The following is a 20712-nucleotide window of genomic DNA, read 5'->3' as shown; positions in this document are numbered from 1 at the left end:
CAGACATCCATATGTGATGTGCTGCAGGCTTTTTTGCGGTCCAGGAAATCAGCGGAAGATTTTTGGACGGTCCAGAATCAGATACTTCAGAACGCTCAGATATTCTCGAAGGTATGATTTCAGGATGATACTGGGAGGCGTTTTGGCTGGAAGGCCCACTGCATTTATGCCGAAGTCTTTGGCGGTCAAGGTGCTTCTGAAGATGTGGAAGTCATTGGTGACAATGCCGAAAAGAAGATCCTCTTTTTGAAGTCCCAGATTTTCATCTTCCATGATCTGAATACTGTAGAGAAAGTTCTCATAAGTATTATAGGAGTTCTCTTCCACAAAAATGCGTTCTTCCTGAATGCCTTGAGCCATGAGGTCTTTCTTCATGGCAGATGCTTCTGTCATTTCTTCCCCACGTCCCAGACCTCCAGACACAATGACCAGGGCATTGGGATGACCTTTCAGATAGGCAGCACCGCGGTCCAGACGATGCTGAAGTGCGGGAGAAGGAATGGTACCGTAAAGTCTTGCACCGAGGATAATCAGGACATCAGGTTCTTCCTGGGGCTCTTTCTGGGCAAAGTAGAGGATGAAGCCTTCGATGACAAGAAAGGTGCCTATAAAAACTGCAAGAAGCAGAAAAAGAATCTTTTTCATTGCTTTGGAAGACGTACTTTTACTCAGCTTCTCTTTTTCCATGTGAACTCCACTAATGTCAACAGACATCCTTCCTTGTCATAGATCTCATGATAGCTTTTTGAGTCTTCGAGCAGGCATCGGATGAGAACTTTGCCCCCGGGCATCTTTTCTTTCTTGTACACAATAGAGAGATCCTCCACCACATGATCCTGGAGAAAGCTTTCATCTTCATCGGTGGTTAGGGACTCCATGGCCCATTCCACATAGACTGTGTTGTTCACATGACCGTTGCTGTCAATATCATGGAAACGCAGTTCAATCTCTTTTTCGTAGGTGTAGTCCTGTATCTTTCTTTTCTTTAAAGGAGCTGTGGAGAGGCTCTCCACAATATAAGCCTGCTCTTTTGTAAGTTCTGAATCAAATTGGGAGAAGTAAACCTTCTGCACATCCTCTGGGACCTTGACCATTTTACGCTTTTCAAAATCAATGACAATCCAGACAGAAACAGCATAACCCACGAGGGTCCCCTCTTCATCCTTTACGAGAAAATACCGGTGGGAATAGATGTCTTTATGAAACAGCGCAAAAGTCGTGAACTGGAGCTTTCTTGCGTAATAGTCCCCTTTGAACAGTTTGATGTTCCAGGAGTAAAGCACCCAGACCATTCCTCTTTTCTCCATGTAGTCCGGTGCAAGTCCAAGGCTTACAGTATGGTACATGGAGGTTGTATTGAGCATCTGCAGAAAAGCATCCAGTTTCAGATGAAGATAACGGTCCACTTCTTTGAAATCCACTATCATGGATTTTGTATAGTCTTTCATGAATTTCCTCCAGTCGTCAAAAAAGTATAAGAATTATAAATGGAATCTCTTGTGACATTGTGATTTTCGTCACGGATATAATGAATATATCGCAAACTTTTTAAATTGGCCTTAAGATTTCGGAAATACATGAGATACAACTGGATTGAATAAAATGAAATTATTCGTTATAATAATGAAAATTATGGAGAACAGGAGAAGAATGAGATGGAAGATATACTGATTCTTGTGGATGAGAAAGACAATTTTCAAGGATACATGGGAAAAGAGGAAGCGCATGTCAAAGGAGTAAAGCATAGAGCCTTCAGCATTTTTGTCTTCAACGACAAAAATGAGCTGCTCCTTCAGCAAAGAGCGCTTCACAAATACCATACGCCAGGCCTCTGGGCCAATACCTGCTGCAGTCACCCAAGATATGGAGAAACCACAGACAGTGCTGTTCACCGAAGACTTCCGGAAGAAATGGGATTCGACTGTGCGCTTACCCACGTGTACGAGATGTCCTATGAAGTGAAGTTTGACAACGGCATCATTGAAAATGAGTATGATCACGTCTATGTAGGACGTTATGAAAAGGATCCAGATGTGAATCCAGAAGAAGTCCAGAATTTCCGGTGGATTTCTCTTCCAGTTCTCATGGCGGAGATGGAGGATGAGCCCGAGAAGTATACGTTCTGGTTCAAAAAAATCATGAAGGAATTTGATTTCACAGCGGTTCTTTAATATATTTATGAAACAAGAAGGAGCATCCAGGTCGGATGCTCCTTCTTGTTTTTAGAATGCTCTTTAAATTGTCAGAGTAGCTGAATGGGTTTCATCATAGCGGTATCCTTCCTGCAGCGCTTTCAGATTCACTTCCTGCAGCTGTGGCTTAAAATACTGCTGGATGAGTCTTTCAAGAAGCTCCTGGGAAAGACCCAGCTCCTTTGCAAGGATCCCCAGAAGAATCATATTGGCCGCCTTCCCATTGCCCAAGGCAATGGCCTTTTCCTGTGCGTCCAGGGAAATGACATTTATTCCCTTCTCTTTCAGTTCAGAAAGAGAGTTTTCAGGATAAACCTCTTTGCCTACGTTGACGAGATAGGGACGGATCTCATGAAGGCTGGAAATCACTTTTCCCTCTTCTTTCAGAAATCCGATCCATCGGAGGGATTCACTCTTTTCAAAGGACATGATGTAATCTGCAGTGCCTTTCTCTATGAGCGGAGAATGCACTTTTTCCCCGTAGCGCACCTGGGTGGATACACTTCCCCCCCGCTGTGCCATACCGTGGACTTCACTCATTTTCACATCAAATCCCAGCTCGATGAGTGCTGCCGACAGAAGATTCGAGGCGGAGATGGTCCCTTGACCGCCTACCCCGACAAATAAAATGTTCGCTTCTTTACGCATGAACAAGATCCCCCTTCTTTTCAATGGCCTGGAACGGACAGACCTGATAGCAGAGTGTACAGCCATTGCACATCTCACGGTCAATGAATACACTGCCGTCCTTCATGAAAATGGCAGGACATCCGGTACGCACACAGGTTTTGCACTTTTTGCATTTCTCCTGATCAATCTCCACATAGGAGTTTCTTCTAAGAACCTGAACTTCCTTCAAAAGTGCGCAGGGCTCCTGGGTGATGATGACAAAGGGCTCTTCGCAAGCTTTGGCTGCTTTGATGACTTCCTTTGCCTTCTCCTGATAGTAAGGGTTGATGATTTTAATGTTTTCGTCTTTGATGCCCAGGGAACGGACAAGCATTGGGATGTTGATGTCGCCTGCAGTTTCTCCCATGAGGGTTTTTCCGGTTCCTGGGTTTTGCTGGTGACCTGTCATGCCTGTGGTGCGGTTGTCCATGATGACGGTGACCAGTGGGATTTTGTTATAGATGGAGTTCACTAGTCCCGTGATGCCGGAATGGAAGAAAGTGGAATCTCCAATGAAAGAAAAGATCTTTTTCTTTTTATCTCCCTGGAGCTCCAGTATTTTTTGCATTCCCGTTCCTGCGGAGATAGAAGCGCCCATACAGATGACGGTATCTGTGACATTGATGGGGTCCATGGCGCCTAAGGTGTAACAGCCGATGTCTCCGGAGGCGATGATGTCCTTATCCGTTTTCAGTGCATTGAAGAATCCTCTATGGGGACATCCGGCACAGAGCACAGGAGGTCGCGTAGGGGCTTTGCTTTCCATCACGGGAGGGATTTTAGGAGATTCTGACAAGAATGCTTCGCGGATGATCTCTGGATTCAGTTCGCCACAGGTAGGAAGGACATCCCGGCCGGTGCAGTGGATGCCCATGGCCTTGATCTCCTTTTCAAGATAAGGCTCATTCTCTTCTATGACAATGATTTCCCGCATCTCTTTGGCAAATTCCTGAATCAGCTCTTTTGGCAGCGGGAACGTCATGCCCAGCTTCAGATAAGAAGCGCTTTCACCAAACACTTCCTTGGCATAGGCATAGGAGATGCCGGAAGTGATGATGCCCAGCTGCTCTGTATGTTTCTCCACTTTGTTTAATGCACTGTGGCAGTTATAGATTTCAAGGCTTTTCAGACGTTCTTCCACAATGGGATGTCGTCTTTGGGCGTGACCTGGAGTCATGACATTTTTCAGTTTGTCCTTCTTGTATTCTCTCACAGGGATCTCCACTCTGTCCTCTAGAGTCACCAGAGACTTGGAGTGGTTTACTCTTGTTGTGGTGCGGATCATCACAGGGGTATCAAACTCCTCGCTGATCTCAAAGGCTTTTTTGGTGAAGATACGGCATTCTTCAGAATCTGAAGGCTCCAGCATAGGGACCTTCGCGTGAGGCGCATAAAATCTGTTGTCCTGCTCATTCTGGGAAGAGTGCATGCCTGGATCATCTGCGTTGATGATGACAAATCCACCCAGCACACCGATATAAGCCATGGTAAAGAAAGGATCTGCGGCCACGTTGAGGCCTACATGCTTCATGGTGGTCAGTGCCCTTGCACCCATGATGGATGCTCCTGAAGCGGCCTCCATACCCACTTTTTCATTTGGTGCCCATTCGGAGTAGACTTCTTTATACTGGGAAAGATTTTCCAGGATTTCGGTGGAAGGTGTCCCTGGATATGCGGAGGCAAAGTGCACTCCTGCTTCGAAGGCTCCTCTTGCAAGAGCTTCATTTCCGGTCATCAATGCTTTCATATGGTTTCCCCCTCGGTTCTTGTCATGAGTACAGCCAGTGCGATGCTGTTGAGTTTTGCTTCGCTGGAATCAGACCTGGAGGTCAGAATCACAGGACACTTAGCGCCTAGAATGATGCCTGCACTGTCGGCGTCTGCCATATAGGTAAAGGACTTTCCGAGGAAGTTCCCGGATTCAAGGCTCGGCACAAGAAGCACATCGGCATCTCCAGCGACTTTTCCTTGATACCCTTTATGTTGTGCAGATTCTTTGGATATGGCGATATCGAAGGATAAAGGACCTTCTACCAGAAGCTCTGCATCCTCCTGATAGAACTCTTTCAGTTCATGGGCATCAGTGCTGCTTTCCAGATTTGGATTCACCTTTTCGACAGCAGACAATGCAGCCACCCTCATGGGCTGAAGTCCCAGGATTTTTCCTAGGATTCTGGTGTTTTCTATAATTCCCTTTTTGTCTTCGAGGCTGGGTTTCATCACCATACCTCCATCTGTAAGAAGAATCAGCTTTTCATAATTTTTTAATTCATAGATCATCACATGAGACAGAATCCCGCCCCCACGCAGATTGAGATCTTTGCTGAGCACAGCCTTCAACAGGATTTTCGTGTCCACAAGGCCTTTCATAAGAATATCCGCTCTCTCTTCAGAGATGGATTTTGCGGCTTCATATGCGGCTTCCTCGGGTGTTTTCACATCGATGATTTCCGCATGACGGAAGGATAGATTGTTCCCTTCCATGACTTCCCTGATTTTCAGAGCATCCCCATAAAGGAGAAATGTGGCAAGACCATGGCGCTCCGCTTCACTCAGTGATACCAGAACATCCTTGTCCTCTGCGCAGGCGACTGCAATGCGTTTCTTCTGATTCTTCGCCAATGTCAGTATTTCCTTTAAACTGGTAATCAAAAAATACCCCTCCTATACTTTGATAACGTATACAATAAAGGTGAAAAAGAAGATGAAACCAAAGGTTCATCTTCTTTCAGTATAAAATATCCTTTTTACATTATCAATTGAATGGACAAACTATACAAATTCCGTCAGAGATTTCACGAAAATCAAAATAACCTGTCAATAAAATAAAACAGATACTGGCAGTTTCGTAATGATTTAGACTTCAAAATGCAGTGCGCTTCTGCCCTGCTCCTTCAGCGTCTGAAGGTCTTTGATGCCCGTGAGAAGCATAGCGCCTTTCAGCTCCTGTGCAATCTTTTTGGCGTAAAGCTCCACAGCTTCTTCCCCACCGCCGATGGCGTACTGGGCAAAAGGTCTGCCGATGAGGACAGCATCCGCGCCTAGAGCCAGGAACTTAAATACATCCACACCACTTCTGATGCCGCCGTCTGCAAGAACAGGCACTCTGCCGTTCACAGCCTTGGCAATGTCAGGTAAAACGGATATGGTGGCCCTTGCATGATCAAGGACACGGCCGCCGTGGTTGGAGACCACAATAGCATCGGCTCCTGCTTCTACTGCAAGCATTGCTTCCTCAACGGTCATGATTCCTTTGACGATAAAAGGAACTGTGAGATAAGATTTGATGGCTTTCAGCTCTTCCAGAGACTTCGGATCGACCCTGTGGCCGTGGATTTTCAAAGTATCAAGCCCTGCGGAGTCAATGTCCACTCCAAGAGCGACAGGATTGGATGCCATGGCCAGATCAATTCTTGCAAAGAGCTCCTCCTGATTCCAAGGTTTAATGAACGGAATGCCCGCCATATTTTCTTCCTGCAGCACACTGAGGTTGTCCTCCAGGAAGGACTTGAAGGCTGAATCTCCCACCATAGGCAGAATACCCACTTTTTCAGAGCCTTTCACCACGCCACGGATATAGTCTTTTTCAGTCATTTTGTTGCCCATGTTGATGTTCACACCTGTGACTGGTGCAGGCATCACTGGCATGGACAAGGTTTTGCCAAAGAGCGTGAAAGAAAGGTCTGCATCCTTCACATCATGGATGGTTTTCAGATGCAAGGTGATGTTCTTCAGAGCTTCCACGTTCCGGATAAAGCTTGCTCCGGTTCCTTTCCCGCCCATTCCTGGCACTTCGCCTCTGCAGGCTACCCCATCACATTCTTTGCACATACGGCACTGGGGCATCATTTTTTCTCTCGCTTGTTGTTTTGCTTCCTGTAATGTCATTAGAGACCTCCTAAATCTTCTTCTGTATATACTTCAATGCCATGAGCCAAAAGCAGCTCTGCTGTGACTCCGTGGCCTTCAGCCAATGTTTGGGAAAAGGTGCCGTCATAGATGCGGCCCCTTCCGCAGGAAGGGCTTCTTGATTTCAGTACAGCCTTTCTGATGCCTTCTTTCAGGCAGTATGCCAGAGCTTTTTCAGCACCGAGCCTGTACTCTGCTGTCACGTCTTTTCCCGTTCTTGTCCATACGCTCGCTCCAAGCCTCTCTGCTGGAGTTCTTGGGATGGGAAGTCCCCCGGAAACTTCAGGACAGAACGGGTGGAGTTCATATTTACCCGACAGAGCAAGAACTTCTGGATAATGAAATCCTTCTCCATCATAGCGCACTTTCTCGCCCAAAAGACAGGAAGAGACCAAAAGTTTTTCTCTCATGGTTATTTCAGAGTGACGATGGTCACGCCTTTTCCTCCTTCTCCATATTCACCCAGACGGTATTTCTTCACATGGGGATGATGACGGAACATATCCCACAGATGTTCTTTCAGGATGCCTGTACCCATGCCATGGATGATGGTGACTTCCAGAAGACCTGTCATGGAGGCCTCATCCAGATAATAATCCACCGCTCTTTCCGCCTCTAGGGCATCACTGCCCCGGACATCGCAGCTGGTGGAGACGCTTCTCAAATTGAGCCTTGCCTCACGCTTTTCAAATTTTCTCTGTTTCTTGTCTTCCTTCAGCACCACCAGATCTTTTTTGTTTACAGAGAGTTTCATGATACCCGCCTGTACCATCAGATCTCCTTTGGCATCCGGGAGACTGAGAATAGATACTTTCTGGTTCAGCGTGGACAGAAGCACTTCCTGTCCTTCTTTGAACTCTGTGACCTTTTCTCCTTCCACACGTTCGAAGAGCTCCTTCTGTTCTCCTTTTTCAAGATCCTTCTTCAGTGTATCCCGGAGAGACTGCAGGCTTCTTCTGCTGTCTTTGAGATCCACATTCTGCTCGATCTCACGAAGCTGCTTCAAGAGGACATCGGCCTTCTCTTTGGCTTCCTGCAGATACTTCTTTCCTTCCTGGCGAGCTTCCCCCAGAGCTTTTTCTCGGATTTCCTCGATCCGCTGAAGCTTCTTTTCCAGCTCCTCTTCTTTTCTTTTCAGCTCATTTTTGATATTTTCTGCAAAGCGGGCATCTTTAGAAGCATCTCTTCTGGATTTTTCCAAGCTCTCAATGAGCTCTTCAAACCGGAGGGCTTCTTTATCGATGTAAGCTCTGGAACGTTCTATAAATTCTTGCGGAAGTCCAAGACGTTTGGAAATGAGAAATGCATTGGATTTTCCAGGCACGCCAATAAGGAGTCTGTACGTTGGACGTAGCGTCTCCACGTTGAATTCCACGGATGCATTGGTGGTTTTATCCGATTTCAGTGCGTAGGCTTTCAGCTCACTGTAATGGGTGGTGGCCATAATGTGAAGTCCCCGCTCCTTCAGTGTTTCCAAGATGGCCATGGCCAGAGCCGCGCCTTCTGTTGGATCGGTTCCTGCGCCAAGCTCATCAAAAAGAACAAGAGCTCTTTCATCTGCTTCTTCAATGATATGGACAATGTTCACCATATGAGAGGAGAAGGTGGACAGACTCTGTTCGATACTTTGCTCATCCCCGATGTCTGCATAGATACTGCTGTAGTGACCAATGCTGGAGCCATCCGTGACCGGAATCAGGATGCCGGACATGGCCATAATATGAAGAAGGCCGACGGTTTTCAGCGTCACCGTTTTACCTCCAGTGTTGGGTCCTGTGATGATGATGGCAGTGATGCCTTCTTCCATGTAGATGGTGGAAGGGACCACGACTTTATCTGGAATGAGAGGATGCCTTGCATCTCTTAGATTGAATGTGAGGTTATCCATAAGTGCAGGTATGGTGCCATCGGTTCTGATGGAATACTTCGCCTTTGCAAAGATCACATCCAGAGCATAAACAATGTCGGCATTGGTCTTGACGAAAGGCAAGTCCTTGTCCACTTTCTGAGACAGTTCCATAAGAATCCGTTCCACTTCAGCCTTTTCCTTCAGCATCAGTTCTTTGATCTCATTGTTGAGATTCACAAGCCCCATGGGCTCAATGAAAAGAGTTGCGCCGGATGCGCTCTGATCATGGACCAGGCCTTTCACCTGACTTTTGTGTTCTGCTTTTACCGGGATGACATAGCGGTCTCCCCGGACAGTATAGATGGCATCCTGAAGATATTTCTCATTCTCCCGGACCATTCCTTGAATTTTATCCTTGACGCTGGCAGTCTTTTCACGAAGTGCCCGTCTGATTCTTAACAGTGCGTCACTGGCATGATCTGCAATCTCATTTTCATCTGTGATGGCCTGATAGATGGCGTTCTCCAGATTTTTTAAGGATGTGACACCAGCAGTGAGCTCCTGAAGTGCACCTGTTTTTTCATCTTTGCCCACATAGTCTTTCAGAAGTCTGGCGCTTTTCAAGATGTTGGCGGTTTTAATAAGACCGTCGATGGAGGCGGTGCCTCCTTTCCCAATATAGTTTAAAGTGCCAAGAACATCATAGACCCCTTCAAAAGGAGCGCCTCCCTTCTCATCCAGAAGACTTTTCGCTTCGTTGGTCTCCTGAAGAGCGCGGAGGATTTCTGTCTTGGAGGTGAAGGGCATAAGCTTCAGGATTTCTTCTTTTCCTGGAGAAGATACCGCGTAGGCGGCTACTTTTTCCCGGATTTTTGGGAATTCCAGTTTTTGTATATTTTTTTCGTTCACTATTCCACTCCCCTTTTATAATGTCCGCGGTTGAATGCTTCGAGGGTTAAGGCTTGTTCGTTTTTGAATGCTCTCAGAATCTCCAGGGCTTCTTCATAGGACTCGGTGGTGAAATCCACACGGAAGGAGGTGAATCCTAGGGACTGCAGATCTTTTGTGGTGTCCAGAAGATTCTTGGGTTTGCCGTTCATGATGTAGCTTCTGCAGAACACATCCGTCATCACGGGGAATTCTTCACCCATACGGTCTTTCAGAGAAAAGGTATCTCTCATGCAGATCTCATTGCATGGCGTTTCCCGTGTCATACCCCCTAAAGAAGCACCCACAGGACAGTACTCACTGTGCATGAGCTCCTGCCTTCCATAGACAAGAGTAATCAGACGGTCTTTATGTTTCAGATCTTTCAGTTCCTGACGGTTCAGCTCTTCACTGACCATACTCATATAAAGATCTTCTCCATAAAGATGAAGAGCATAGCTGTTCATAAGGTTCATTTTATAGTCGCCGATGATCCGGAACTCCTTGTGGAGGGCACGCAGGACACCCGCATTATTTGTGACGATCCCTTCTATTGCACCATGTTTTTTCAGGTCCCTTACTTTAGAGACCACGCCGTGCAGCTCTTTTCTCAAAATATTGGAGACCTTCAGATAAATCTTCAGACCCAGTTCTTCCTGGTTTTTCAGAAGATCTGCCACATCCTTGAAATTGAGGTGTCTCTCTCCCCGGTAAAACGGATAAAGTACCAGCTCTTTCATATCACTGTCCAGTGCGGCTTTCAGCTGATCTTTGGTGGAGATGCCCACAAGGCGCAGCTTCTCTTGTCTTTTCTCAAGAAAAGGAGCTTCTTTTTCCTGACGTCCTCCGGTCCTTTTTTTATTCTGCACCTCATAAGTTACGATGTCTTCCAGGAGCAGCCTTCTCATTTCGTTGAGATCTTTCACCGGCAGAAAGCCTTCCTCGAATTTTGTGAAATGGAGGGTTTCTATGACAAAAGGAATCTCGCCACTTTTCTTCAGCGCATCTTCCACTCTCTCTTTGGAAAGGGGTGCTTTTTGCGCTTTCTCCACCATTTTTGAAGACTTTTGATACGTTCTGTCCTTATAGATCACTGTAAGGGAGGCTTCCTCACCAGGGGCAAAGGTTAGTTCGGCTGTGAGGCCTATTTTTTTATCGTACAGACCATTGTGGCTTCTTTTGAGCTGATCCATCAGCTCAAAATCATAGGTTTTATAGAGCTCTCCCTCAGGCAACTTGCTTCTCCCGATGAGTCTCACCTGTTCGCCCGCGGCTGCAGAGTCTTTTACATCTTTTCCGTCCCGGATTCCTTCTACAGTCAGTCCCTTTTCTCCGACTCGAAGACCATCACCTTTTTTTAGAGGCGCATCCAGCTGGAGACTTCCGTCCCCGTGGACCTTCCCGATGGGTACCCCTGTGTTTTTAGGGTAGTGGAAGGCCATCATATCTTTACCGGTCCTACCATGGAAATAACCATCGGAAAGCCCTTCTCTGTTGAAGACTTTCAGGAGGTTTTCTTTATGTTTATTGGATTTGTATCCTTCAATCTCTTCCCTGAAATACTGTACTGTGGCCGCCACATATTCCGGACGTTTCATTCTTCCTTCAATCTTCAAGGAATACACACCGGAATCCAGAATCTCATCCATGTTGTCTATGGCTGTGATATCCTTCGGACTCATGAGATAAGCTTTGGCTCTGGAAGTGCCCCTCCCATCCATCAGGTCATAAGGGAGCCTGCAGGGCTGGGCGCATCTTCCGCGGTTTCCGCTTCTCCCGCCTAAGATGCTCGACATGAGGCATTGCCCAGAATAGCTGATACAAAGGGCACCATGGACAAAGATCTCGGTTTCTACACCAAGGTCCACACTGATTTCTTTGATTTCCTCAAAGGACAGCTCCCGGGACAGCACAATCCGCCGAATACCTTTCTCTGTATAATACAGAGCGCCTTCTCCATTATGGACTGTCATCTGAGTAGATGCATGGAGCTCAAACTCCGGCAGCTCTGTCCGTAATCTGTAGATGAGCCCTGGATCCTGAACGATGAGGGCATCCACACCGATTTTATAGAGATAGGATGCATAGGACACAGCTTCCTCCAGCTCATTGTCTTTCAGAAGAGTGTTCAGCGTGATATTTACTCGAACATCATAGCTGTGGCAGTAATCTACCGCTTCTTCGAGCTCTTTTTCAGTGAAGTTGGTGGCATAGGCTCTGGCGGAAAATTTGGTTCCGCCAAGATAAACAGCGTTGGCTCCATTTTGCACAGCCATCACCAAGGATTCCATACTGCCTGCTGGTGCTAATAGTTCTATATATCTCACAAAAATCTACCTCAATCCTTAAAATTTACCTATCTATTATAGCATGAAAACCAGAACGAAGGACCTCTTCGTTCTGGTTTTCATAGGAATCCGGCGTTTCTACCTGGATTTTTCTTTTAAGATGGGATTCTTTTCTTTTTTTTCTTTTTCTTTCAGCTCTTTCGTCTGGGTCAGCTGAGTGTCAAAGAGTTTTTTCTGAAGCTCCAGCACTTTATATTTGTAGGACTGCAGCTCAAACTTCAGCTCTTTGTTCAGCTTGGAGAGGCTTTCGTTCTCATCACGGTATTCTTTGGCGCTGTCCTGAGTCAGCCTCAGCTCTGTTTCCAGTCTTTTGATTTCCCTCTCTTTGCCCAGTTTTTCGCGGCTGTCCTCTTCCTGAAGTTTTGAGAGAGTTTCTTTCAGCTGGTTGTTTTCCTTTTGGATTCTCTCCACCTCATTCTCAAGAAGCTGCATTTCCTCTTTCATGCCCGCTGCTTTTTTGTACACAGATCCTTCCTCTTTTTTGAGGTTCTCCAGGTCATCCTGTTTTTTGTATAGTCTGTCCACGGCGTTAAGCGCAGCCAGAACAGAGGCGGAGGAAGTATCCATCTGACGGTTTCTCTCCATCATGGAGCTGATCATCTGATGTACTTCTTTGCCGACTTTTCTTAGATATTCCTCAGGTTCCTCACCCTTTAAGGTGTACTCCTGACCACAGATCCGTACCGTCACTTTATTCATCTTGTCGTCCCCTTTCTGCATGCCCCCGAATGCATTGTGTTTTTAGCATCTTTATATTTTTCAATATTCTCAATTATTCATCAGTATCTAATATTATAGCTCGTTTTCTTGAAAAAATCATCCGTCAGGAAGAATTTCCTGACGGATTCTAAAGATTCTTTTCCGATTATCTCAGTACTGCCCCCAACATATGTTCCAGTGTACGGACGATTTTTTCATGAACTTTATTGACTTCTTTATCAGTCAGAGTCCGTTCCTTGTTCCGGTAGACTAAATTGTAGGCGACGCTCTTCTTTCCTTCTGGAAGCTGTTTTCCTTTATAGACATCGAAAAGTGTGTAGCTTTCAAGAAGGGATCCCCCCTGCTTCTTGAAGATCATTTCCATTTCCTGAACCAGTACAGCATCATCAATGAGTACAGCAATGTCTCTGGTGACAGAAGGATATTTTGGAATCTCCACATACTTTTTCTCGGTCACGGCTGCATTATAGAGGGTCATAAGATCCAGTTCCATAATGTAAGATGCTTTTTCCATGTTGTAGTTCTGGGAAACCTTTGGATGGATTTCACCAAAGGTTGCAAGTTTCTTTTTCCCTAAAAGAACATGGGCGGATTTTCCAGGATGGAAGGAAGGATGGTCTGCCCGTTCGTAGGAGATATTGGTGAGACCAAACTCTTCAATGATGACTTCTATGATGCCTTTCAGGTGATAGAAGAGATCCTTTCCATAGAGTCCTACGGTAAGAATTTCTCTTTCCTCAGGCAGCGGACTTTCATTTTTCAGGTAAATCTTGCCAATCTCATAAAGAGAGGCTTCTTCGTTGCTTCTTGCTTCGTTTCTAGCCAGAGATTCCATCATAGATGAAATCATGGTGGTTCTCATGACGGAGAAATCTTCGCCCAGAGGATTTCGGATCTCCACCATATTTCTTAATGGAGAGTCCTCAGGCAGAAGTATTTTCTGCAGGTCCTTTCTGGAAATGAAGCTGTAGCTGATGGATTCGTAAAGACCTTGCGCCACAAGTGAATTTTCAAGCCTTTTTCTTAAGATCTGATAAGGATATCTACCTCCACGCTCTGCATTCACATGTGGGACGGTTGGGGTGATGTTATTGTAGCCATAAATCCTGGCTACTTCCTCCACGATGTCCTCCTTGATGAACAGATCATTTCTGAAGGTTGGCGTGGTGATCTCTAAAACATCTCCATCCACCTTTGTGTCAATCTCCAAGGCGTTCAGGATGTCCGCCATTTTTTGGCTGGAAAGATCTGTTCCGAGGAACCCGTTGATGTACTCGGTAGATACAGCCAGCTGATTGGGCTCTCTTCTCATGGGATAAACATCCACAGTATAGTCCAGCACCTTTCCGATGCCTAGCTTCTCAATGAGATGGCAGATTCGGTCTAAGGCAAGTTCTGCCAGATTCGGATCAATGTCTTTGTCAAATCTTGTGGAAGCATCGGTGCGAAGATTCAGATAAGAGGATGCATTTCTAATGGTCACACCATCAAAGTTTGCAGATTCCAGTATGACAGAGGTAGTGTCTTCTTTGATCTCTGAATCCAGACCGCCCATAAGACCTGCAAGTCCGATGATGTTGTTATCATCCATGATGAGCAGTGTTTTTTCTCTCAGTGTCCGCTCGTTTCCGTCTAAGGTTGTGAATTTCTCTCCACCGGCTGCTTCTTTGACACGGATATGGCCAGAGGCGATTTCTCTTTTGTCAAATGCATGAAGAGGCTGACCAATTTCCAGCATCACAAAGTTTGTCAAATCCACCATATTGCTGATGGGTCTGATGCCAGCTTCTAAAAGTCTGCTCTTGATAAAATCCGGACTTTCCCCGATGACAACATCCACAACTTCCCGGGCCATATATCTTCTGGAAAGAGGTGTGTCTATAGAAACTTTCACGGGATCCACGTCTTTTTTCTGTGACTTGAAGTCCAGGTCAGGTTTTTTCAGTGTGGTGCCGTATACAGCAGAAACTTCCCTGGCAAGACCCAGGATGCTGAGGCAATCGGGTCTGTTGGAGGTGATTTCCAGGTCCAGAATACCACCGTTCAAGCCAAGGACTTCTTTGATGTCTTTTCCTGCTGGAGTATGCAGAGGAAGGATCATGAGACCGTCACAGGTGCCTTTTTCTTTCAGTCCCAGTTCTTCTTCAGAGCAAAACATCCCATTGGATAAGATGCCGCGAAGCTTTCCTTTTTTGATTTCGGAACCGTCAAAAAGAGTGGACTGGTGAAGCGCCACTGGAACTGTGTCGCCTTCCTTCATATTGGTTGCAGCGGTGACAATGACAATGGGTTCCGCCTCACCGATCTCCACGGTACATACCTGAAGTTTATCCGCTTCCGGATGCTTTTCAATTTTTGTGATGTTTCCGGTGACAATGTTTTTCAGTATATCAAAGGGATTCTCGAGACCTTCCACTTTAGAGCCGGAAAGGGTCAGAGCATCGCCAAGGGTTTTTCCGTCCACATCTATATCTACATAGTCTTTCAGCCAGTTTATTGGTAATTTCATCTCTACTTCCTCCTACTTGAACTGCTTCAGGAAACGCATATCGCTTTCATACAGCAGTCTGATGTCGTCAATACCGAACTTCTGCATGGTCATACGGTCCAGACCGAAGCCAAAGGCAAATCCGGAATAGACTTCGGGATCAATCCCGCCCTTTTTGAGTACTTCGGGATGCACCATACCGCAGCCTAGAAGTTCCATGAACCCTTCGCCTTTACATACCTTGCAGCCTTCTCCATGACATACAAAGCAGGTACCGTCCATTTCTGCAGAGGGTTCTGTGAATGGGAAGTGGTGGGGTCTGAATTTGGTGATGATATCATCTCCAAACATCTTCTTCACAAAAAGATCCAAAGTGCCTTTAAGATCTGCAAAGGTGATTCCTTTATCAATCACAAGGCCTTCAATCTGATAGAAGATGGGGGAATGTGTTGCATCCACATCATCGGATCTGTAGACTTTACCAGGAGAAATCATCTTGATGGGCGGTTTCTGGTTTTCTATGGTTCTGATCTGTACTGGAGAAGTTTGTGTTCTCAGTACCACCTGATCGTCAATATAGAAAGTATCCTGTTCTCCTCTTGCGGGATGATCCTTCGGAATGTTCAGCGCTTCGAAGTTATAGTAATCCAGTTCTACTTCAGGTCCCTCTTCAATGGTGAATCCCATTTCCAGGAAGATGTTCTCAATCTTCTCCATGGTCATCATAAGGGGATGTTTTCCGCCCATGGGAGATTTTACCCCAGGCAGCGTAATGTCTATGACCTCATTTTTCAGTTTGGTGTCTGTAGCACGTTCTTTGAGACTTTCTTTCACGGAGCGGATTTTTTCCTCCAGCTCCTCTTTTGCTTCATTAACGAGTTTTCCGACGAGGGGTCTCTCCTCTGCACTGAGGCTGCCCATGCTTCGGAGAATCTGGGTGAACTCTCCTTTCTTGCCCAGAACCTCTACACGCAGCTTCTCCAGTTCTTCACTGGTGGACAGAGCTGTCAGTCTCTCGTTGAATTTCAGTTTTATCGCGTCAATTTGTTCTCTCATATGTTCCTCCTATCAAAATAAATAAAAAAACCGCCCCTAATAAATAGGGACGGAATACTTCCGTGGTACCACCCTGATTGACAGAATTCTTCTGTCCGCTCAGTTAAATGTATCGGTTTACCCGTCAGAGACTACTGGATTTCCCCTCTGATGCTCCAAAGTGAACTTCGCTGTATCTTTCCATAAAAAGCTTTCAGTCCATGGCTTTTTTTCCCTAACTGGAAGGGGTACAGGTACTCTCTTCATCCTCGCACAGTATTCAGTTTGAGTTCTAATCTATTATAAAAGGTATTTTGCAAATGTGCAAGCCATTCTCAGCGACTTCCCATCGATTCTATGGGATCTATGGAGATCTGACACTGTACACTGAGCTCAATAAAGTCTTGATTAGAGAGACTTTCCTTGAGTCTGACGGACCTTTTCGAACAGTACAACAGATGCGGCAACAGCTGCATTAAGACTCTCCGCACCACCAGGCATTGGGATTTTCAGAAGCACTTCAGCGTTTTCCTGAATCTCCTTTGTCACCCCACTGCCCTCGTTGCCGATGACGAGGATCAGGTTCTTTGTAAGATCTTCCTCATAAATACTTCTTGTTGCCTCCAGACTCGTAACGGCAAGTTTATAGCCTTGACTCTGGAGTTTTTTCAGCATCATATCCCCATCACTGTAGAGAGGGAGATGAAATATTGAGCCCATGGAGCTTCTGAGGACTTTGTCACTGTAGGGATCTACAGTGTTCTTTCCAAGAAGAATCCCGCCAGCTTCTGCAGCATGGGCAGAGCGGATGATGGTGCCAAGATTTCCCGGATCCTGCAGTCCATCTAAATAAACATACATGGAGTTCCTGAAAGGGACTGAGTCCTTAGTTTCACAATATTCATCCATTTGGACGATTCCAACCACCCCTTGGGGATGGACCGTAGAGGACAGTTCCTTCAATAGAGCTTCAGGTACGGTATAAATCTCTTCCCCTTTCAGATTAGGCTCAATATATTTTCTGAAGTCGTCTTCTTTTTCCGGAACATAAAAGATCTTGTCAACTTTTTTCCCGGATTTCAGCGCTTCTTCCAGAAACCGGAATCCTTCCACAAGAAATCGTCTGCTCTCATTTCTGTATTTCTTCTCTTTCAGTTTTTTCGCCATTTTGATCACAGGGTTTGATTTACTCTCAATCCGGAACTCAGTCATTGGACACAAGTCCTTCAATGTGTGACAGATCATCAATAGAACCAATGACGACAAGGATATCTTCCTGTTTGATCAGGTCTGTTGCACTTGGAGAGATGTTGATATCCATACCTGATTTCACCGCCATGATGTTGATGCCATATTTTGCCCGGACATCCAAGGTCTTGATGTCTTTGCCTATCCAGCTTTCAGGTGCTTTGACCTCTATGATGGAATAATCAGGTGAGAGCTCGATGAAATCAAGAATGTTGGAAGAAACCAAATTGTGTGCCACGCGGACACCCATATCATATTCTGGAAGAATCACCCGATCTGCTCCAATTTTTGTCAGCAGCTTTGCGTGCATTTCGTTGGTAGCTTTTGCAATGACTTTTTTTACGCCAGCTTCTTTTAGGTTCAATGTCACCATGATGGAAGACTGGATATTTGTACCAATAGAAACTACTGCAATATCAAAGTTTCTGACACCCAGTGTTCGCAAGGAGTACTCATCTGTAGCATCCATTTGAACTGCGTGGGTAACTGAATCGGAAATTTCCTGAATGGTGGTTTCATCATCATCCACAGCCAAAACGTCGTATCCCATTTGAAATAGTGTCTTTGCAACACTTTGGCCGAATCGGCCTAGTCCTATTACAATAAATTGTTTTGCTTTCATGTCGTTCTCCTTATCCTATCAGAAGTTTTCCTTCTGGATATTTAACGTTTGCTTTACTCTGTTTTCCTGCTAAGGCCAGCATGACGGTTAATGGACCCACTCTTCCCATATACATGATGAGAGTTAAAGTGACCTTGCTGACTGCAGTGAGGCTTGGTGTGATGCCTTGGGTCAGTCCTACGGTGCCGAAGGCTGAAAGGACTTCATAAAGAATGACTTCAAAGGTTGCTCCTACCTCTGCAATGGATAGCACCATGACGCCCATAATTACAATGGATATGCCAAGCAAGAAAACTGCCACTGCGCGGTATACAGTGCTTTGTGAGAGTTTCTTGTGATAGACCTCCACGTCTTCCCGCCCTTTCAGGACAGAAATCAGTGTGAAAATCACGATACCCAGTGTGGTGGTTTTTACACCTCCTGCTGTAGAACCTGGAGAACCACCAATAAACATATAAGCCATGGTCAGAAGCTTTCCGGCGGGAGACATCTCGGAGTTCGAGATGCTGTTGAAGCCGGCTGTTCTAGGGGTAGTTGCAGAAAAATACGAGTTGACGATTTTATCTGAAAATCTCATCCCTTGCATGGTTGCAGGATTATTCCACTCAAAGATCAGGAAAATCAATGAGCCGAATAATACTAAGGTCAGTGAAATGGTCAGAACCACTTTTGAGTGAAGGCTGAAGTTCTTTAACTTCTTTTTCGACCGGATGCTGCTGATGATTTCACGCCATACGAGATAGCCAAGTCCACCGATGTTAATCAGTGTTCCTAAGGTCATCAGCACCACCTTATTGGTGTTCAGTACAGTGACTGAGGTGAAGTTGCCCAGCAGATCAAAGCCTGCATTGTTGAATGCTGATATCGCATGGAAGATTCCATAATATATTCCTGTTCCGATCCCATATAGGGGAATGAACTGTGTCATCAGTATGAGAGCAGCGCCTCCCTGTACGGCAAGGGTGAAAAACAGCATATAACGAACGTGGCTGATGACACCTTGTAAAGAAAAAGTGTTGTATGCTTCCTGCATAACGAGCCGTTCTCTTAAGGAGATACGCTTTCCAAGAAGCAGTGCAAAGATTGTCGATAATGCCATAAATCCAAGGCCGCCGATTTCGATTAGGATTAAAATAATCCATTGTCCAAATACCGACCAGTAGGTTCCTGTATCAAGAACCACAAGCCCCGTTACGCAGACCGCAGAGGTTGCGGTGAAAATGGTATCCAGAAGACTTGTGTATTGGCCAGATACAGAGGATATTGGAAGGGACAGGAGAATTCCTCCTGTCAGGATGACTGTGGCAAATCCTATTGCCAGTATTTTAAAAGGACTTAGATGTTTCTTCTTTTTTATGTTCTCCATAGGAGCACCTCGTTTGTCAATATTAGCCTGTCACTCGGATTATTGTACGCCTTTTTTTGTGTTTTGCAAGATGCCTTTTGTAAATAATTAATCAGTACACCACTCTTGTCAGACTTTATAAGAGCGGCAATCTATCTTACTCTTCATCTTATAGAATAATTCTGAAATGTTCAACCATTGGTATTAAATCGGAAAATAAAAAATCACCTGAAAACAGGTGATTTTGATGGTTTTATGCTAATTTGGACTTTGCGGTCTCAACGAGCACTGCAAATGCCTTTGGATCATGGATTGCGATCTCAGAAAGCATCTTTCTGTTGATGTCGATTCCAGCAATCTTCAGACCGTTCATCAGTCTGGAGTAGTTCAGACCATTCATTCTAGCAGCTGCATTGATTCTAGCGATCCAGAGTCTTCTGAAATCTCTCTTCTTCAGCTTTCTGCCGATATAGGAATTTCTCTGAGCTCTGATAACAGTTTCATTTGCTGTTTTGAACAGCTTGCTCTTTGCACCGTAGTATCCCTTTGCAAGCTTCAGTACTTTTTTATGATTCTTACGAGCGTTTAAGGCTCTTTTAACTCTTGCCATTTTTAATCCTCCTGTATCCTTCTAATTATAGGTATGGTAGCAACTTTCTCATTGCCTTTTCTTGTGTTGTAGAAACATACCCGGTCTTTCTAAGATTTCTCTTTCTCTTGGAAGACTTCTTAGTAAGGATATGACTTCTGAAAGCTTTTCCTCTCTTCAGCTTTCCACTTCCAGTTTTTCTGAATCTCTTGGCAGCGCCTCTATGGGTTTTCATTTTTGGCATCGTTTCTTCCTCCTAAAGTTTGTTACTTCTTTGGAGTCAGTATCATGATCATGTTACGACCTTCCATTTTGGCAGGCTTTTCGATCGTACCGACATCCTCTAATTTTGATGCGAAATTACTCAGGATCTTGTATCCATTTTCTGCGTAGGCGGCTTCGCGGCCTCTAAACCTCACAGTAACCTTCACCTTGTCTCCATCTGTCAGGAATTCCCGTGCCTTGTTTGCCTTGATTGTGATATCATGCTCTTCGGTCTTAGGGCTGAATCGGATTTCTTTTAGGGTGATGATCTTCTGATTCTTCTTGGCCTCTTTTTCTTTCTTGGCCTGTTCGTATGTAAACTTATGGTAATCCATAATCTTGCATACAGGTGGCTTAGCTGTAGGAGCGATCATAACGAGATCAAGATTCTGATCTTCAGCCATTTTCAGCGCATCTCTGGATGAGACGATTCCCAGCTGTTCACCTTCACTTGAAATAAGTCTCACTTCTTTTTCTCTTATTTCGTGATTGATTGGGTTGTTTTGT

Annotated in this window: 19 protein-coding genes and 1 other annotated feature; of the genes, 1 reads left to right on the top strand and 18 read right to left on the bottom strand. The window is 45.3% G+C overall.

The features are described from left to right. Nucleotides 1–48: 48 nt before the first annotated feature. Together BM243_RS01575 and BM243_RS01570 are read right to left on the bottom strand one after the other, a co-directional pair. Nucleotides 49–687, bottom strand: a complete 639-nt coding sequence (locus tag BM243_RS01575; protein WP_207646155.1) for a YdcF family protein — start codon at nucleotides 685–687, stop codon at nucleotides 49–51. After that, complete coding sequence (locus BM243_RS01570) at nucleotides 669–1448, bottom strand: acyl-[acyl-carrier-protein] thioesterase (RefSeq protein ID WP_074909472.1); 780 nt, start codon at nucleotides 1446–1448, stop codon at nucleotides 669–671. The genes BM243_RS01575 and BM243_RS01570 overlap by 19 nt, the downstream gene beginning before the upstream one ends. Nucleotides 1449–1655: 207 nt before the next feature. Between BM243_RS01570 and idi the strand changes: the two genes are divergently transcribed. After that, complete coding sequence (idi, locus tag BM243_RS01565) at nucleotides 1656–2171, top strand: isopentenyl-diphosphate Delta-isomerase (protein ID WP_074909470.1); 516 nt, start codon at nucleotides 1656–1658, stop codon at nucleotides 2169–2171. Nucleotides 2172–2234: 63 nt separating this feature from the next. Here idi and BM243_RS01560 read toward each other — a convergent pair whose 3' ends face one another. The 16 genes from BM243_RS01560 to infC form a co-directional block, all read right to left on the bottom strand. Continuing rightward, entirely contained in the window at nucleotides 2235–2840 is a 606-nt protein-coding gene (locus BM243_RS01560; protein WP_074909468.1) for an indolepyruvate oxidoreductase subunit beta, read from the bottom strand. Next, nucleotides 2833–4608 (bottom strand): indolepyruvate ferredoxin oxidoreductase subunit alpha, encoded by a 1776-nt coding sequence (iorA, locus tag BM243_RS01555; protein ID WP_074909465.1) that lies wholly within the window; start codon nucleotides 4606–4608, stop codon nucleotides 2833–2835. The genes BM243_RS01560 and iorA overlap by 8 nt, the downstream gene beginning before the upstream one ends. Next, nucleotides 4605–5513 carry a phosphate acyltransferase gene (locus BM243_RS01550; RefSeq protein WP_074909462.1) on the bottom strand — a complete coding sequence of 303 codons (909 nt, stop codon included), beginning with the start codon at nucleotides 5511–5513 and terminating at the stop codon, nucleotides 4605–4607. The genes iorA and BM243_RS01550 overlap by 4 nt, the downstream gene beginning before the upstream one ends. 204 nt (nucleotides 5514–5717) lie before the next feature. Beyond that, on the bottom strand, nucleotides 5718–6749 hold the full coding sequence (locus BM243_RS01545) for an alpha-hydroxy-acid oxidizing protein (protein WP_074909460.1): 1032 nt from the start codon (nucleotides 6747–6749) through the stop codon (nucleotides 5718–5720). Further along, nucleotides 6749–7180, bottom strand: a complete 432-nt coding sequence (locus BM243_RS01540; RefSeq protein ID WP_074909456.1) for a 2-thiouracil desulfurase family protein — start codon at nucleotides 7178–7180, stop codon at nucleotides 6749–6751. The genes BM243_RS01545 and BM243_RS01540 overlap by 1 nt, the downstream gene beginning before the upstream one ends. A gap of 2 nt (nucleotides 7181–7182) precedes the next feature. Beyond that, the gene (locus tag BM243_RS01535; protein WP_074909452.1) at nucleotides 7183–9528 is read right to left on the bottom strand and encodes an endonuclease MutS2; all 2346 of its coding nucleotides are present in this window, start codon (nucleotides 9526–9528) and stop codon (nucleotides 7183–7185) included. Then, nucleotides 9528–11873, bottom strand: coding sequence for a U32 family peptidase (locus BM243_RS01530; protein WP_083422541.1), 2346 nt, complete (start codon nucleotides 11871–11873; stop codon nucleotides 9528–9530). Before BM243_RS01530 ends, BM243_RS01535 begins: the two co-directional genes overlap by 1 nt. Before the next feature lie 99 nt (nucleotides 11874–11972). Beyond that, nucleotides 11973–12593, bottom strand: coding sequence for a cell division protein ZapA (gene zapA, locus BM243_RS01525; RefSeq protein WP_074909449.1), 621 nt, complete (start codon nucleotides 12591–12593; stop codon nucleotides 11973–11975). Nucleotides 12594–12759: 166 nt separating this feature from the next. Continuing rightward, nucleotides 12760–15123 carry a phenylalanine--tRNA ligase subunit beta gene (gene pheT / locus BM243_RS01520; RefSeq protein ID WP_074909446.1) on the bottom strand — a complete coding sequence of 788 codons (2364 nt, stop codon included), beginning with the start codon at nucleotides 15121–15123 and terminating at the stop codon, nucleotides 12760–12762. A 12-nt stretch (nucleotides 15124–15135) separates the two neighbouring features. Further along, nucleotides 15136–16158, bottom strand: coding sequence for a phenylalanine--tRNA ligase subunit alpha (pheS, locus tag BM243_RS01515; protein WP_074909443.1), 1023 nt, complete (start codon nucleotides 16156–16158; stop codon nucleotides 15136–15138). Nucleotides 16159–16200: 42 nt separating this feature from the next. Further along, nucleotides 16201–16416 (bottom strand) — a binding site (T-box leader). A gap of 129 nt (nucleotides 16417–16545) precedes the next feature. Beyond that, nucleotides 16546–17349 carry a TrmH family RNA methyltransferase gene (locus tag BM243_RS01510; protein WP_074909440.1) on the bottom strand — a complete coding sequence of 268 codons (804 nt, stop codon included), beginning with the start codon at nucleotides 17347–17349 and terminating at the stop codon, nucleotides 16546–16548. Next, nucleotides 17342–18007, bottom strand: coding sequence for a potassium channel family protein (locus BM243_RS01505; protein WP_074909438.1), 666 nt, complete (start codon nucleotides 18005–18007; stop codon nucleotides 17342–17344). Before BM243_RS01505 ends, BM243_RS01510 begins: the two co-directional genes overlap by 8 nt. Nucleotides 18008–18017: 10 nt before the next feature. Then, nucleotides 18018–19373 carry a TrkH family potassium uptake protein gene (locus BM243_RS01500; protein WP_074909435.1) on the bottom strand — a complete coding sequence of 452 codons (1356 nt, stop codon included), beginning with the start codon at nucleotides 19371–19373 and terminating at the stop codon, nucleotides 18018–18020. Nucleotides 19374–19605: 232 nt separating this feature from the next. Beyond that, complete coding sequence (gene rplT / locus BM243_RS01495; RefSeq protein WP_074909427.1) at nucleotides 19606–19962, bottom strand: 50S ribosomal protein L20; 357 nt, start codon at nucleotides 19960–19962, stop codon at nucleotides 19606–19608. A 25-nt stretch (nucleotides 19963–19987) separates the two neighbouring features. Beyond that, nucleotides 19988–20185 (bottom strand): 50S ribosomal protein L35, encoded by a 198-nt coding sequence (rpmI, locus tag BM243_RS01490; protein WP_031576107.1) that lies wholly within the window; start codon nucleotides 20183–20185, stop codon nucleotides 19988–19990. Nucleotides 20186–20207: 22 nt separating this feature from the next. Beyond that, complete coding sequence (infC, locus tag BM243_RS01485) at nucleotides 20208–20699, bottom strand: translation initiation factor IF-3 (RefSeq protein ID WP_431602433.1); 492 nt, start codon at nucleotides 20697–20699, stop codon at nucleotides 20208–20210. Nucleotides 20700–20712: the final 13 nt, after the last annotated feature.

This window comes from Proteiniclasticum ruminis, assembly GCF_900115135.1.
GTDB classification, from domain to species: domain Bacteria; phylum Bacillota; class Clostridia; order Clostridiales; family Clostridiaceae; genus Proteiniclasticum; species Proteiniclasticum ruminis_A.
The sequence above is the reverse complement of the archived record's forward strand: the minus strand, read 5'-3'. Positions and strand labels throughout refer to the sequence as shown.

Coding starts and splice junctions, on each gene's coding strand:
- idi (WP_074909470.1), top strand. CDS start 1,656: ATGGAAGATATACTGATTCTTGTGGATGAGAAAGACAATTTTCAAGGA.
- iorA (WP_074909465.1), bottom strand. CDS start 4,608: ATGAAAGCATTGATGACCGGAAATGAAGCTCTTGCAAGAGGAGCCTTC.
- zapA (WP_074909449.1), bottom strand. CDS start 12,593: ATGAATAAAGTGACGGTACGGATCTGTGGTCAGGAGTACACCTTAAAG.
- BM243_RS01560 (WP_074909468.1), bottom strand. CDS start 2,840: ATGCGTAAAGAAGCGAACATTTTATTTGTCGGGGTAGGCGGTCAAGGG.
- BM243_RS01570 (WP_074909472.1), bottom strand. CDS start 1,448: ATGAAAGACTATACAAAATCCATGATAGTGGATTTCAAAGAAGTGGAC.
- BM243_RS01545 (WP_074909460.1), bottom strand. CDS start 6,749: ATGACATTACAGGAAGCAAAACAACAAGCGAGAGAAAAAATGATGCCC.
- rplT (WP_074909427.1), bottom strand. CDS start 19,962: ATGGCAAGAGTTAAAAGAGCCTTAAACGCTCGTAAGAATCATAAAAAA.
- BM243_RS01575 (WP_207646155.1), bottom strand. CDS start 687: ATGGAAAAAGAGAAGCTGAGTAAAAGTACGTCTTCCAAAGCAATGAAA.
- rpmI (WP_031576107.1), bottom strand. CDS start 20,185: ATGCCAAAAATGAAAACCCATAGAGGCGCTGCCAAGAGATTCAGAAAA.
- BM243_RS01505 (WP_074909438.1), bottom strand. CDS start 18,007: ATGAAAGCAAAACAATTTATTGTAATAGGACTAGGCCGATTCGGCCAA.
- BM243_RS01540 (WP_074909456.1), bottom strand. CDS start 7,180: ATGAGAGAAAAACTTTTGGTCTCTTCCTGTCTTTTGGGCGAGAAAGTG.
- BM243_RS01510 (WP_074909440.1), bottom strand. CDS start 17,349: ATGACTGAGTTCCGGATTGAGAGTAAATCAAACCCTGTGATCAAAATG.
- pheS (WP_074909443.1), bottom strand. CDS start 16,158: ATGAGAGAACAAATTGACGCGATAAAACTGAAATTCAACGAGAGACTG.
- BM243_RS01500 (WP_074909435.1), bottom strand. CDS start 19,373: ATGGAGAACATAAAAAAGAAGAAACATCTAAGTCCTTTTAAAATACTG.
- pheT (WP_074909446.1), bottom strand. CDS start 15,123: ATGAAATTACCAATAAACTGGCTGAAAGACTATGTAGATATAGATGTG.